This is a genomic window from Bifidobacterium sp. ESL0775 (assembly GCF_029395475.1).
In the GTDB taxonomy this organism is placed as follows: domain Bacteria; phylum Actinomycetota; class Actinomycetes; order Actinomycetales; family Bifidobacteriaceae; genus Bifidobacterium.
The window spans coordinates 198,159-211,699 of sequence record NZ_CP113917.1; the positions used below are offsets into that span (position 1 = coordinate 198,159).

13 protein-coding genes and 1 pseudogene are annotated in these 13,541 nt (G+C 55.7%); 9 read left to right on the forward strand and 5 right to left on the reverse strand.

Annotated features, from left to right (window positions below):
* Nucleotides 1–400: 400 nt before the first annotated feature.
* The gene (locus OZX73_RS00555; RefSeq protein WP_277149643.1) at nt 401–673 is read right to left on the reverse strand and encodes a hypothetical protein; all 273 of its coding nucleotides are present in this window, start codon (nt 671–673) and stop codon (nt 401–403) included.
* 13 nt (nt 674–686) lie between these two features.
* Nucleotides 687–863: a hypothetical protein gene (locus OZX73_RS00560; RefSeq protein WP_277149645.1), complete on the reverse strand. Its 177-nt coding sequence runs from the start codon at nt 861–863 to the stop codon at nt 687–689.
* Between the two features lie 389 nt (nt 864–1,252).
* Here OZX73_RS00560 and rpmH point away from each other — a divergent pair, with 389 nt between their 5' ends.
* The 8 genes and pseudogenes from rpmH to OZX73_RS00600 all read left to right on the forward strand — a co-directional run bounded on the left by rpmH (nt 1,253) and on the right by OZX73_RS00600 (nt 8,232).
* Nucleotides 1,253–1,387 (forward strand): 50S ribosomal protein L34, encoded by a 135-nt coding sequence (gene rpmH, locus OZX73_RS00565; RefSeq protein ID WP_277149647.1) that lies wholly within the window; start codon nt 1,253–1,255, stop codon nt 1,385–1,387.
* 17 nt (nt 1,388–1,404) lie between these two features.
* Nucleotides 1,405–1,851: pseudogene (gene rnpA, locus OZX73_RS00570) on the forward strand (ribonuclease P protein component); the annotation flags it as partial.
* Nucleotides 1,852–2,171: 320 nt separating this feature from the next.
* Nucleotides 2,172–2,462, forward strand: coding sequence for a membrane protein insertion efficiency factor YidD (yidD, locus tag OZX73_RS00575; protein WP_277150863.1), 291 nt, complete (start codon nt 2,172–2,174; stop codon nt 2,460–2,462).
* Entirely contained in the window at nt 2,462–3,484 is a 1,023-nt protein-coding gene (gene yidC, locus OZX73_RS00580) for a membrane protein insertase YidC (protein WP_277149649.1), read from the forward strand. The genes yidD and yidC overlap by 1 nt, the downstream gene beginning before the upstream one ends.
* A gap of 107 nt (nt 3,485–3,591) precedes the next feature.
* Nucleotides 3,592–4,266 carry a R3H domain-containing nucleic acid-binding protein gene (locus tag OZX73_RS00585; protein WP_277149651.1) on the forward strand — a complete coding sequence of 225 codons (675 nt, stop codon included), beginning with the start codon at nt 3,592–3,594 and terminating at the stop codon, nt 4,264–4,266.
* 191 nt (nt 4,267–4,457) lie between these two features.
* Entirely contained in the window at nt 4,458–5,144 is a 687-nt protein-coding gene (gene rsmG, locus OZX73_RS00590; protein WP_277149653.1) for a 16S rRNA (guanine(527)-N(7))-methyltransferase RsmG, read from the forward strand.
* A gap of 810 nt (nt 5,145–5,954) precedes the next feature.
* Nucleotides 5,955–6,902, forward strand: a complete 948-nt coding sequence (locus tag OZX73_RS00595) for an AAA family ATPase (RefSeq protein ID WP_277149655.1) — start codon at nt 5,955–5,957, stop codon at nt 6,900–6,902.
* 1 nt (nt 6,903) lies between these two features.
* The gene (locus OZX73_RS00600) at nt 6,904–8,232 is read left to right on the forward strand and encodes a ParB/RepB/Spo0J family partition protein (protein ID WP_277149657.1); all 1,329 of its coding nucleotides are present in this window, start codon (nt 6,904–6,906) and stop codon (nt 8,230–8,232) included.
* 235 nt (nt 8,233–8,467) lie between these two features.
* On the opposite strand, the gene trxB is transcribed toward OZX73_RS00600, so the two are convergent.
* From trxB to OZX73_RS00615, 3 genes are all read right to left on the reverse strand, one after another.
* Nucleotides 8,468–9,511: a thioredoxin-disulfide reductase gene (gene trxB / locus OZX73_RS00605; protein WP_277149659.1), complete on the reverse strand. Its 1,044-nt coding sequence runs from the start codon at nt 9,509–9,511 to the stop codon at nt 8,468–8,470.
* A gap of 392 nt (nt 9,512–9,903) precedes the next feature.
* A complete protein-coding gene (locus OZX73_RS00610) occupies nt 9,904–10,980 on the reverse strand; it encodes a class E sortase (protein WP_277150864.1) in 1,077 nt (358 codons plus the stop codon).
* A gap of 431 nt (nt 10,981–11,411) precedes the next feature.
* Nucleotides 11,412–12,287, reverse strand: coding sequence for a DUF881 domain-containing protein (locus OZX73_RS00615; protein ID WP_277149661.1), 876 nt, complete (start codon nt 12,285–12,287; stop codon nt 11,412–11,414).
* Nucleotides 12,288–12,370: 83 nt separating this feature from the next.
* Here OZX73_RS00615 and crgA point away from each other — a divergent pair, with 83 nt between their 5' ends.
* Entirely contained in the window at nt 12,371–13,006 is a 636-nt protein-coding gene (crgA, locus tag OZX73_RS00620) for a cell division protein CrgA (RefSeq protein ID WP_277149663.1), read from the forward strand.
* The last annotated feature ends 535 nt before the right edge of the window (nt 13,007–13,541 follow it).

Consider the following 13,541-nt stretch of genomic DNA (forward strand, 5'->3'; position numbering starts at 1 on the left):
TGCGTCCAACATCAGTCTGCTCGACATTTGTCCTCTTCTCTGCGAGAATTACTGGTATTCACTTTATGTATTACCCTGCAAATCCTGATAGCCAGCCTTCAGAACTTGCAGCGTAAATTGTAACACAAAAACTATCGGATATTTCTAACGACAATATAGTTCCGTGTCCGTTTCCACGTTTGGTTTGCCATGAGAGCGTCCCCCGTACGTCATGTTCAACAATATTATTTTCTCGGTGGTATCCGCCTCGGGTGCGCCAGTAAGGCCCATTAATAACTCCTTGGCGTTTTTTGCGCTTCCTCGCCGGTGTACCTCACGGTTTTACTGTCATCTCAATGCAATTTTCGGTCTTTTTTGTATTGTCTGATTCACTTGAACATGGTTTCTTTCTAGGCTGGGCCTATGCCGAGGGATTCGATTTTGCAAGGCGTGTATGCAGCCAGGCCGGCACCTTGAACTGCATTGGCTTGCTATGATGGCCGAATTTCTTTGGATCCTCCTCCGGAGCCTGCAGAATCGTCTGTACCGCGGCGTCAATGTCCGTGGTGCCGGTGACTCTCATCAGCATTTGGTTGACGTGCTTTTGCCCTTCTTCTCCGGTGTATTCGATGGCTTTGCTGTCATCCCAACGCCACTTCTCGTCGTTGCTGCGCTCTTTGCTTTTTTTAAACACCTCTGTCTCCGTTTCAGTCTTTATCCCAGAAATTGCCTTGTTCCGCATTGACGTGGAATATGATGAGCCTGCCGTTCCTCGCTATTCTCATCATCACTTCGATAGTTTGGACAAGCGGATCGCCATGATATTCGCCGGTAAGTTTCATATACCATTCGCCGTGATGCTGGAATTCGTCGTATTTTGTCATGTGTGTGCATGCGTAAATTGCGTCATCCAAGTTGTATCCGTGCTTGCCGGCTGAATGGGTAAACGTCACCCCATTCGGCCGAACGTTCCAAGATAACACCGTCTGCCCTCGATTCCAAATCGCTCCTGAACTTCGCTGTTAATGTCCAGTGAACACGAAAAAGAGCGATTAGCGAGGGAAAACAGGGTACTGTGGTCGAACGCTCGGGGTTATCCACATCCCGGGCGTGTCGCGAAAATTATCCACAATGAATGTGGATGACCTGTGCGTTGACTTGCCGAGATTCGGCGCGTGTTTTGACTTGGGACTAGGGGTAGGAGTAATTTGGTAGAGCTTGACTCATGAGGAGCCATGCCTTGGCATGGCTGAAAACAAACCGGGAGCATATTATGAAGAGGACATTCCAACCGAACAACCGCCGTCGCCACATGAAGCACGGCTTCCGTGCCCGCATGCGCACCCGCGCCGGCCGCGCGGCCCTGAACCGCCGCCGCGCCAAGGGCCGCAAGAACCTGGCTGTCTGATCAGACCGCGGCAGGGCATGGAGCGGCTGAAAAGCCATCGCGATTTTGTCCGGGTGCTGAAGCGTCGCAGAAAAGTCACTGAAAAGGATATCGTCGTGCATTTCTTGGTGTGCGACGATTCTTATTGCGAACGCGCCAAGGGCCGTCATGCCGCCACAGCACAAGCAGAATCGAACGGCGAGGTCATGGGATCTACGGGTGTTTCCGTATCCGCAGACGCGGCCCGGCAGAACGTGCCGGGGCGGCGCCTCGGGCTCGCCGTGTCCAAAAACATCGGTAACGCCATCGCGCGCAACCATGTGAAGCGTCGTTTCCGCGTTCTGGCGAGGACTTACGAAGACCGCCTGCCGCAGCATTGTGACATTGTGATGCGGGCCAAGCCGAGCGCCGCGCGTGCGGACTTCTCCTCACTGGATCGTCAGGTGGGGGAGTTGTTCGCCGCGGTGAGCCGCAAGGCCGCGCAGGGCGATGGCAAGGCTCTGCAAGGCTCGAGCAGGTGGCAGGACGCGAATTCGCAAGTCAATCGGCCAGGCTCGGGCCAGCGAAACGCAAGTCCGCAAGCCATCCGGCAAGGCGGCCAGTCATGACCGCCATCACCGCATCCACAGCTCAACTGGTTCAGGGCGTTTCCGGTTCCCGTTCGCAATCTGTCGCATCTGCCAAGGTCGCAATGGCAGCAAAGGCGAACCAAACGGCTCCTACGGCCGAGATGGCCGAGACGCAGGCTGATACGAAAGCAGGCGTCTCGCGCCCGAACGCTTCCCGCTCGCCTATCGCCAGTGCGATGCTCGCCGCCGTGCGCTGGTACCAGGTCCATATTTCCGCCGGAAACCCGCCCTGCTGCAAGTATTACCCGTCCTGCTCCAACTACGCGATCCAGGCGGTGAGCCGCTACGGCGCCGCACGCGGCGGATTGCTTGCGCTGCTCCGCCTCTTGCGTTGCCGGCCCTGGAGCAACGGCGGCATCGACGACGTGCCCCAGCGTTATTCGATATTCTATAGATTTTCCTGGTCCAAGGCTCACGAAGAGCCACGACTGACACCATTGGCCTCAGACGTGAAGGAGACGGCCTAATGCACTTCACCAATCCCGATTACAACCACTTCCTTCTCGACCAAGGTCTGTTTGGTTGGGTCTACAAGATTCTCACGCCCATCGAATGGCTGATGAGCGAGATCATGTCCTGCTTCCACAGGTTCATAGTCCTGCTTGGCCTGCCGTCCAAGGGCCTTTCGTGGATCCTCGCCATCGTCTTCCTTGTGCTCGTCGTCCACGCCATCATCCTGCCGATGTACATCAAGCAGATGCGCGGCATGGCCAAGATGCAGGCGCTGCAGCCCAAGATGATGCACATCCAGAAGAAATACAAAGGCAAGACGGACCAGGCCAGCAAAGAGGCCATGAGCCGCGAGACCATGAAGCTCTACGAGGACAACAAGGTCAACCCGATGGGTTCCTGCCTGCCCATGGTCATCCAGGGCCCGGTCTTCATGTGCATGTTCTACATGCTTTCGGCTATTCCTTATATCGCGCACGGTTCGCGCGGTACGCTTGGTGCGTTCGACAAGGCCACCGCGGCGGAGTTCGCGGACACCCATCTCTTCGGGCTCAAGATCTCCAACACCTTCGGCATGGCCGACACGTCCGGCAAGATCATCATCGGCATCTTCACCTTCCTGATGTGCCTGGCGATGTGGTACATGCAGTTCAACAACATGCGCAAGAACTTGCCGCCGGCCTCCATGGAGGGCTCGCAATACAAGATGCAGCAGGCGATGACCTGGGTCTTCCCGCTGATGTACATCTTCTCGGCCGTCTCCATGCCGTTCGCCGTGCTCGTCTACTGGCTCACGAACAACATCTGCAACATGCTGCGCTCGCTCTGGCAGGTCCACGCCTTCCCGACCCCCGGCTCACGCGCCGAGGAGGAGAAGAAGAAGCGCGACCACACCAAGGAGAACAAGCGGCGCGAGAAGGCCGGCCAGATCTCCCTTGAGGAGGAGGCGCTGCAGAAGGCCCAGGAAGAGGTCAAGCGCCGCGAGGAGCAGGGCTTCCAGCGCGAGCAGCCCAAGCGCAAACGCAAGAAGAAAAAGTAAGAAAAGTAAGGAATTATCCGGTCCCGATAGTTATGTATTACATTGGCCGGTCGGGGCCGGGTATGGTTTAGACTTGACAACATTACGTCGGTGATAAGGAGTGTGTTATGGCACGTGACGAGGAAAAGACGGTGGAGCAGCTCAATGACGAAGCTGACATCGCGGCTGACTATCTTGAGGGATTGCTTGATATCGCGGACTATGAGGGCGATATCGAGATGGGCGTGCGCAACGGTCGCCCGACCGTCCAGATCGTGGCCGATGACGACGAGGACATCAAGAACCTCATCGGGCACAAGGGCGAGGTCGTTGATGCATTACAATTACTGACCAGACTCGCCGTCCAGCAGAAGACGGGAGACCGTTCCCGGCTGATCCTTGACGTCGACGGTTATCTGAAGAAGCGCCGCCAGCACCTGCGCGACATGGCTCTTGACGTCATCGACGAGGTGCGCGAGACCGGCGAACCGGCCAACCTCGACCCGATGAACTCCTTCGAGCGCAAGGTCGTGCACGATTTGGTCCGTGAGGAAGGGCTCAAGTCCCGTTCGCACGGCGAGGAACCGCATCGTTACGTCACCATCTATCTGAAGCCCCGTCATTCGGATGATGAGCTTGACGATGAGGATGTCGATGAAGAGGATATTGTCGATGCCGACGTCGATGAGCGTGATGAAGCTAAGGATTCTCGTCGCCGCCGTCATGATGACGTTGAGGAAGCCAACGACATCGCTGATGAAGACGACAATGCTGTGGATGATGACGATGTCGATGAGGAATGATGATAAGGACCGTTACTGAGCATAATGATCAGTAATCGGCTCTGAAACGTGAATCATCTGATATTCATATTTATTTGAAAGCCACGGTTTAACACCGTGGCTTTTTGATTCGCTTTTTGTTGGTTTTGGTGTAATGGACATTGTTTCTGATAGGTTTTCTCTAGTAGTTGCCTTCGTGATTAGGGGATGAGATGGATACACACATGCATACCGATGAGGAGCTGGAACAGTCCTCGGTACTCAAGGATGTCTTTGGCCAGGCCTTCGACCAACTGCAGATTTTCAAGGACAAGCTCGCCAAGGAAGGTGAGGAGCGGGGGATCATCGGTCCCCGCGACGTCGACATCATCTGGGAACGCCACATCCTCAACAGCGCGGCCATTGTCCCCTTCATCGAAGCCTCAACTGAGAATGAACGTTTCAAGACTGTGGCCGATGTTGGCAGTGGTGGTGGCTTCCCCGGCATCGTAGTAGCTGCTTGTCTTCCAGACCATGAACTCACGCTCATCGAACCGATGGAACGACGTGTCGATTGGCTCAATGAATGTGTTGAAGAACTCAAGCTGGACAATGTCAATGTCGTGCGCGAACGCGCGGAGGATTACATCAAGGAAATGAAGCATAGCAAGGAGGTGCACCCGTTTTCTGTGGTCACATGCCGAGCCGTCGCTCCCATGACCAAGCTAACCGGATGGACATTGCCGCTTGTTCGCCATGGTGGCCAGCTCATCGCGCTCAAGGGTCGTTCGGCCCCAGCTGAGGTTCGCAAGGCAGCCAAGGAGATACAGAAGAACGGCGGCCGTAATCCCGAAGTTCTGGACGCGCCCATCGCTGAAGGTTTTGAACCCACGCATGTGGTCATTGTCAACAAGAAGTGATTGCGCTTTGAGATAGGAATGTTTCACGTGAAACATTCCTATTCTTTTATCTACCGCACATTGTTTCACGTGAAACAATCAGCTTTGCTTTACCTTGAATATGATTCGACGTGATTCGAAGTTCATTTTTTCGATTCGCTTGTGTATGATGCATCATTCACGATTGCTTCATGTTTTTGCATGAAACACTCGTTGAAAAAAATTTCAGAACTTGTCCATGTTGCTGATAAGCCAATTGCATGAATTGTTTCATGTGAAACAATCAATTTTCACCTTGAACTCGACTCACTCCGATTTAGTTGGTCGTTCAATAGCAATTTACATTTGAACGATTGATGATTTGGCCCTCAATAATGTTTCACGTGAAACATCCCATTATAGAATTCAATATTAATTGATTGGCTTATCTCATTCAGCATGCAGATTGTTTCACGTGAAACATTCTCAATTTCGTACCGGTCAAGTTGTTAAATTTTTCGTATGAAAAGATGTTGATCGATTTCTTTGCAATGTTGGTAGGATCGCAGACTTATCCACATTTCCAGACTTCTGAAAAGTTATCCACAATTTCGAAGTGAAGATGTCGTATTCTGAAAATTGTTGAAATTCCAACTGTTTTGCGAACAAATTTTCGAGTGATTGAACTTGTCCACAAAAGTTACGCACACTTATCCACAGTGGTGTGGATAAGTGTGTAGACGCGGATTCTGTCCATACGAATGACGAAACTAGAATGACTAGTCCAAAAGAAGCTGTGCGCATTTCCACAGTTGATGATTGACGGCGGAGTGTCGTAGGGAGTTGAGGGATATGGAATCTGCCTCCGAAACCATCAAGCGTATCTTTGGTGGGAAAAGCAACTCGGTCGGTTCTGAGATGGCCGAAGTCTCCTCACGATACGAAGCCTTGGACCATGTCCGTTTCCCCAAGCCCGCTGAGACCCGCTACATCGCTGTGGCGAATCAGAAAGGCGGGGTCGGCAAGACCACGACGGCCGTCAATATCGCAGCGGCTCTGGCCTACGCGCATTCCAAGATCTTGGTCATCGATATGGATCCCCAAGGCAACGCCTCCACCGCGTTGGGAGTCAAGCATAATGGAGGGGAGCTTTCGACATACGACGTGCTTGAGGGAAGAAAAGGCATCGCAGAGGTGAAGCAGCCCAGTCCAGCCTTCAAAACGTTAGAGGTGGTTCCGGCCTCCATCGACTTGAGTGGCGCGGAGCTCGAAGTCGCGGATATGCAGAACCGAAACAACCTGCTCAAAGACGCGCTTTCAGATTTCATTGAGTCTTCGAAGACACATTATGACTATGTCATTATTGACTGCCCTCCGAGTCTGGGTCTGCTGGTCATCAACGCGATGTGCGCGGTCAACGAGGTGCTGATTCCCATTCAGGCTGAGTATTATGCGCTCGAAGGTCTTGGGCAGCTGATTCAGACCATAGGTCTAGTGCAAAAGCACTACAACCCTAGCTTGCTGGTTTCCACCATGCTGGTGACGATGTTCGATCGTCGTACGTTGCTCAGCAAGGAGATCTACGACAAGGTTCGTGAGCATTATCCGCATATTGTGCTTGAGACGACGATCCCTCGGACGGTGAAGATCTCAGAGGCCCCGAGTTTCGCGAAAAGCGTCATAGAATATGATCCGCATGGCATGGGGGCTGTGGCGTATCGTGAAGCAGCGTTGGAGATAGCCCGAAGGTCACCTGCGGTGTTGAAGACAATACAGGCCAGAAAGCAGAGGAGTAACTGATATGGCATCAAAGTCGCGTTTGGGAAAAGGCCTTGGTGCGTTGTTCCCCGCATTGCCCGGCGAGCCGGTATTCGCTGACGAGAACTCGTCGGAGGTCGCAGCGGATGAGTCTCCAAAGTCCACAAAAAATTCAAATAAAAAGGCCGCTGTAAAGGCATCCTCGAAGAATGTTTCACGTGAAACATCGCCACGCTCCGCGAAGAGGCGCAGGATGATGCCTTCGTTGAAAGAGGGGATGGCTCATCCCAGCGATCTGTTCTTTGGCAGCACGGTGGAAGATAAGTCCCCGAGCAGTGAAGTCGTTGAATCAAAGACCGCCAAGGAGAATGCCAGAAGTTCGGCGGGTGAAGTACGGGCTTCCGATTCCTCACCGAAATCGAACGTTGAAAAAGATAACCCTGAAAACAAGGGCTCAGCCGGGTTGAAGCCTGTGCAGGGTGGGTACCTGGTCGAGCTGAAACTTGACCAGATTGGCCCGAACGCCAATCAGCCACGAACCATCTTCGATGAGGATGAGCTCAAGGAACTCGCCGCCTCCCTCAAGGAGGTCGGCGTGCTTCAGCCGGTTGTCGTGCGCAAGCGACCGGCGAACCAGAAGGCGAAGCAACCAGCTACAACCGCAATTGGCACTTCAAGCAAGCACCTCCAACAAAACATGGACAGCGAGTATGAGCTGATCATGGGGGAGCGGCGCTGGCGTGCCGCGCATCTCGCCGGCTTGGACACGATTCCCGCCATCGTGAAGACGACCACGGATGACCAGATGCTCCGCGACGCCTTGCTGGAGAACCTGCATCGAGTGGCGTTGAACCCGCTTGAGGAATCAGCGGCCTACCAGCAGATGATGGAGGACTTCGGCCTGACCCAAGAGCAACTTTCCAAGTCGGTTTCCAAGTCGCGCTCGCAGATCGCCAACACACTGCGTCTCCTGAACCTGCCACCATCGGTGCAGAAGAAAGTCGCCGCTGGCGTGCTTTCTGCAGGACATGCGCGTGCGTTGCTCGGCCTTCCCAATGAGGAAGAGATGGAGAAGCTGGCGAACAGGATCATCGCCGAAGGGCTTTCGGTGCGTAGCACGGAAGAGATCGTCGCGATGAAGTCCAACGGCGACGGTAACGCCAAGAAGCAGAAGTCCAGGAAGGACAACCCTTGGGCGCAATCTCCGATCCAGCATAACCTGGAAGACCGCTTCGACACCAAAGTCTCGATCAAGGGCAGCAAGCAGCGCGGACGCATCGAAATCGTGTTTTCCTCGTCGGAGGACATGAAGCGCATTGTCGGTCTGCTGATGCCTAAACAGCAGAACAGCCAACAAAATGGTTGGGTGTGAAGCTCGGCTACATTCTAAACTGGCGCAAAGGCAGAGTGATACGAGGTAGGAATAAAACTTGTATCCGTGGGAATCTGTATTAGCGTCTCAGATATGTTTTCAGTTGAAAACAAAAACCTCCTGGGTACATCGTCACAGTCGATGATGTGCACCCAGGAGGTTTTGCATTGATGGGAATACAGAACTACTTATGCAAAATAATGAAGTGTAAGTCCTTGAAATTGCTCGGAATCAATCACTTGAGGCCATCCAAGTAATCCTGGGCGTCGAGCGCGGCACGGCAACCCATGCCAGCGGCGGAGACCGCCTGACGGTAGACGCTGTCGACCACGTCTCCAGCGGCGAAAACTCCCGGCAAAGATGTGCGGGTGGAAGCGCCGTCGACCTTGATATAGCCTTTCTCATCAAGCTGCAGGGCCCCGTTCAGGAATTCAGTGGCGGGGGTGTTTCCGATGGCCACGAACACGCCCTCGGCCGGCACCTCAGTGGTCTCGCCAGTCTTCACGTTGCGTACGGTGACGGACTTGGCGCTGCCGTTCTCGCCGTTGACCTTATCGACCACGGAATCGAGGATGAACGACATCTTGTCGTTGGCCTTGGCGCGGTCGACCATGATCTTGGCGGCGCGGAATTCGCTACGACGATGAATCAGCGTCACCGAAGAGCCAAAGCGGGTTAAGAACTCGGCGTCGGTGAAGGCGCTATCGCCACCGCCGACCACGACGATCGGCTTGCCGCGGAAGAAGAAGCCATCGCAGGTCGCGCAGTAGGAGACGCCCTTGCCGGAGTATTCTTTCTCACCCGGCACATTGAGTTTGCGCACGTTGGAGCCGGTGGTCACCACAATGGCCGGTGCCTGATAGGTGTCGCCCTGGTCGCAGGTCACGCTTTTCAAGGCGGCCTTATCCGAGCCGTCGCCGAAGTCAACGGACACCACATCGTCGAAGACGATCTCGGCGCCGAACTTCTCGGCCTGCTTCTGCATGCTGTCCATAAGGTCCGGGCCCATCACGCCGTCGGGGAAACCGGGGTAGTTCTCCACCTCGGTGGTGTTGACGAGCTGGCCGCCAGGGGTCAGGGCTCCTGCGATGACGAGCGGCTTGTAGCCCGCGCGCCCGAGGTAGATGGCCGCGGTATAGCCCGCAGGGCCGGAACCGACGATAATGACGTCGCGTATGCTGTGCTGAACGTTATTCTCAGCAGTGTTCGAAGTTTTATTGTCAGCGTTGTTTCCAACCGCATTCAGAAGGTTGATTTGCTGTGCATGTTCTTGAGTCATGGAATCACTCTAACATTCGGCGCGGCTTAGAGAAACCTCAAGCGCACGGTATTGATTTGAGGGCGGAAAATCGCGTTACGAGCCGCAATCAACGTATCACCTCATGCAAAAAGGTCAAAAAGCGGAGCGGTACCTCGCTAATGTAATACAATCAAGAAATCTTGTAAATCGAAACTGCGAAGGGCATAGGTCGTCAGGTTAAAGCAAGAATACAAGTCATTCGCTGTGCCCTAATTCACTGAGCCGGCTCTGTACCCCGTAAGTTGCGTCTGTTCGATCACAAAACAAGTCATGAATCAATAAGCACAGCCACAAAAGCGCTACTTGATCACGGCCCCAAAGCGCTAATTCGTCACAGTTGTAGGCCGCTACTTGATTACGGCCCCAAGAAGTCACTTCGTCACGGCCACAAAATTAGACATTTGCCGCAATAATGGAATATTCGCTGCAGCCCAAGGGCATCCCCACTGCACGACGGCGACAGCGGCCGCGAAGATCAGAATCAACAACAGCAAAATCCGCACAGGCTTGACGCCCGGTTGCAGCCGCATCAGCCCCCCATAAATGCTCGCCGTGGGCCGTTTGACCTCACCGTCGCGAATCGCTCGCCGAAGCGGCCAGCGCCACAAAAGCGCGGCCATGACGAACAGCACGAGATACACAATCAGCGCCGCCACCAGCACAGGAACGAGCGAGGGGAGTTTGGAGGCGAAGGACTGCTTCTCGTTGTTGATGAACTGGACCGCCCCGCCCGGCCCCTGCTGCTTCGTCAGCTCGGCAGGCACGCCGTCGGAGACCTTCGCCCAATATTTCAGCTTGCCGTAAGAGATCCAGCGGTGCGAGGCGGGTGCGCTGTATTTCGGCTCGCAGGTGGTCAGGGTGATCAGGCGTTCGGTGGGCTTGGTCCCCGGGCTGTCCGGGTCCGGCGCCACCACCCCCACGTCGTCAGGCGAGACGATGGTATAGCGCGTGTAGGTATAGACGTACCAATAATCCTTGGTCCGCAGCACGATCGGGTCGCCGACCTGCAGTTTGTCGACGTCGCCCAGCGGCTGCCCGTAGCCGGCGCGATGCCCGGCCGCCGCGAAATTGCCGAGCGCCCCCGGCATCTGCGTGTAGGTGTAATGCCCGATGCCGTGCGCGTTGAGCTGCGGCATGTCCGTGCCCTCGACGATGTTGCGCTGCCACTGGTCGCCGAAACGCGGAATGTAGATCTGCGCGATCAGGTCGCCGGTATTGGCCTTCTCAGGTTGCACCGGGGGAGTGCCGTTCTGCGGGCTCGCGATGCTGACGCCCTTCGCGGAATTCGCCGATTTGCTCGGGTCGCTCCACGAGACGGATTGGCGCTGCTCGACCTGCGTGTGCTCCGATTGCACGCCCGTCCACCACATCTGCCAAACGATGTAGAGCGCGCAGATTCCCGCCATGGTGAACAGCAGTTCCGCGACGATGCCCAGCACCGTCCACAAGCGTTTTGAGGCGGAGTGCGAGCGCGAGTATGAGCGCGAGTATGAGCGTGAGTATGAGTTCGACCGTCTTGAACCGTCGCCTGTCGTCCCGCGCCCTCCGCGTGCATGTGAGGCGGCATGGCCTGCGGCACGACCTCCGTGCTGGCTGGGATCCTCCTCACGATACGCACGTTGCGCTGTGGTGTCGTCGATCAAGCCAGCAAAATTGTCTTGGTCCCCGTCCTGGCCCTGAGCCGGTTGCCAATTCGTGTTCGCCGTTTCCGGTGCCTGCCCTTGGCCAGGCATGGTCTCACCGAAATCCGCGAAGGCGTCGTTCAGATCGGTGGTTTCAATGTCATCGTCGTGTCCGGCAGATTCGCCGCCCCGGCGCTCGCGGTCATCGTCCAAATCGTTCGTGTCTCCTATACCTTCCATGCCGTTCATCCCGCGCTTCATTCTTTGTCCCCGCTGCCGTTATTGCCGTTGCCGCTGTTGCTGCTGCCGTTCCCATTTCCGCTGTTGCCGTTCCCGTTACTGCCGCTGCCGTTGTTTTCCTCGCCCCCGGCTTCCTTGCCCTCGTTCTTCATCACTGTGGCGTAGCGCAGCGTCTGCAGCACCGGCGCCTCGGGGAAGCGCAGGTTGTCCTTGTCCTCGACCTTCCACCCCAGCCCGAACGCGCTGACGTATTCCTGGTAGGTCTGGATCGCCTTCGAATTGCTGAGCGCGTCGCGCATGGCCGCGTTCGGCCCGATGGCGGAGATGGTGTACGGCGGCGAATACTGCTTGCCCTGCAGCATCAGAATGTTGCCCTTGCAGATGATCGCGGAATTGTAAAGCACGCGCTGGTCCTGGATCATCATCGCCTCCGCGCCGCCCCGCCAAAGCGCGTTGACCACGGACTCGATGTCCTGCTGGTGGATGACGTAATCGTTGATGTTCGCGGCCGTGCCGGTGCCCGAATCGGAGACCATGTGCTGCCAAAGCGGCGAATCGTTGAGCGTCACCGAAATCCCCGGCCCGGTGACCGCCGGAAGCATCGTGCCCGCGCCCGGGTCCTCGCTGGAATTGCCGGTTTTCGAGGCGTCCTTGCCGGCGTATTTGTTGAGCGTGTTGATCTGCGTGCCGAGCGATTTGACCTGTTTCTGCAGTTTGTCGACCTGGGCGACGCGCTGTTGCACCAGTTGCGCGGTGTCGGAGGAGACGACGCTGGTCTTGTTGACGCGCAGGTTGGTCATCAGAAGGAAGCCGGTGAGCGCGACCACCACGAATACGGCGACCCCGCCAAGCCGCGAACGCCTTGCCTTGTGCCTGCCCGGAGTTTCCTTCATTATTCCAATTTCCTTGACTTACTTTCTCTTGTTTCGAGTGTACACTAATATGTCGTTTAGCCTATTGAATGGAGACTACGCTTATGGCTGACGAAGAGCTGGACAAGGGCACGGATGCCGCCTCGACGCAGGATGAGGGGCAGAAGGCATGGGACGAGCCCGAAACGCAGACGGATGATGACGCCGCCGCCGAGACCGACACCGAGGTGACCGAGACGGCCGAAGTCGCCGAGGACACTGAAGACGATAAGGACGACAGCAAGTCGGCCGCTGAGAAGGACGCCGCCGAAGCCTCCAAGGCCGAGAAGAACGCCAAGGCTGACGAGTCTGCTGACGAATCTGCTGACGATTCCGACGCGGCTTCCGACGAAAAAGAAGCCGATGACGACGATGACGACCTTGACCTGCCGATGGACAAGATCGATGCGCTTCTGAGCGCCACGAGCACCGACAAGAAGGCGATGACCCCGCAGTTGCGCCGCGTCGCCCAGCGCCAGGCCGAGAACAGCAAGCGCGTCGAGGAGACCATCAAGGGTACCAAGGCGAACCCGGCTTGGTTCGTGCCGCTTTTCTGCTTCCTGATGATCCTGGGCCTCGCGTGGGCCGTGGTGTATTACCTCACCAGCAAGTACCCGATTCCTGGCATCGGCGCATGGAACCTCTTGATCGCCTTCTGCATCGTGATGGTAGGTTTCATCATGACGATGTGGTGGCGCTGATTTCGCGTCATTTGTTATAAGAAAACAAGACGTCGAACTGAATACTGAATCACAACGCGTTTTCCGAGCATCGGAAGGCGCGTTTTGTTTTGATATCCAGAATAAGTGGTGTGGGACGATGGATGAGCGACGTCGGATGATAGACGAATAGTGCGGAAAACTTTGAGAATCCGATAGTGGAATCCCTCGTAAATCGTTTCGATTGACTTGTCTGCCTGTACTACATACAATAGGCTTATATTGTAGCCAGATATGTGTCGTTGCATAGCGGGTAGTTTTGTGCGCGCGTACGTAGGATTACTGATGCGAGAGAGAGTGAGGAATCATGGCGGATTTGAAGAGGCGTTTGTCGCGTGTCCGTGAGGGCAGGAGGCCAGCGAGGCATGGAGGTCTGCTTTCTGCCGTGGTGGCGTTGATTGTCGGCGTGGCAATGGTGCTGCCGACCGGTGCCGCCGTGGCCGATCCCGCTGAAGGCAGCCAGGCTCCCAGCCAGGTGCAGTCTCAGTCATCCTTCCCATCGGCCCAAGGTCTGACC

Coding starts and splice junctions, on each gene's coding strand:
- yidD (WP_277150863.1), top strand. CDS start 2,172: ATGCTCGCCGCCGTGCGCTGGTACCAGGTCCATATTTCCGCCGGAAAC.
- crgA (WP_277149663.1), top strand. CDS start 12,371: ATGGCTGACGAAGAGCTGGACAAGGGCACGGATGCCGCCTCGACGCAG.
- trxB (WP_277149659.1), bottom strand. CDS start 9,511: ATGACTCAAGAACATGCACAGCAAATCAACCTTCTGAATGCGGTTGGA.
- OZX73_RS00600 (WP_277149657.1), top strand. CDS start 6,904: ATGGCATCAAAGTCGCGTTTGGGAAAAGGCCTTGGTGCGTTGTTCCCC.
- OZX73_RS00615 (WP_277149661.1), bottom strand. CDS start 12,287: ATGAAGGAAACTCCGGGCAGGCACAAGGCAAGGCGTTCGCGGCTTGGC.
- OZX73_RS00560 (WP_277149645.1), bottom strand. CDS start 863: ATGACAAAATACGACGAATTCCAGCATCACGGCGAATGGTATATGAAA.
- OZX73_RS00595 (WP_277149655.1), top strand. CDS start 5,955: ATGGAATCTGCCTCCGAAACCATCAAGCGTATCTTTGGTGGGAAAAGC.
- OZX73_RS00585 (WP_277149651.1), top strand. CDS start 3,592: ATGGCACGTGACGAGGAAAAGACGGTGGAGCAGCTCAATGACGAAGCT.
- rsmG (WP_277149653.1), top strand. CDS start 4,458: ATGGATACACACATGCATACCGATGAGGAGCTGGAACAGTCCTCGGTA.
- yidC (WP_277149649.1), top strand. CDS start 2,462: ATGCACTTCACCAATCCCGATTACAACCACTTCCTTCTCGACCAAGGT.
- rpmH (WP_277149647.1), top strand. CDS start 1,253: ATGAAGAGGACATTCCAACCGAACAACCGCCGTCGCCACATGAAGCAC.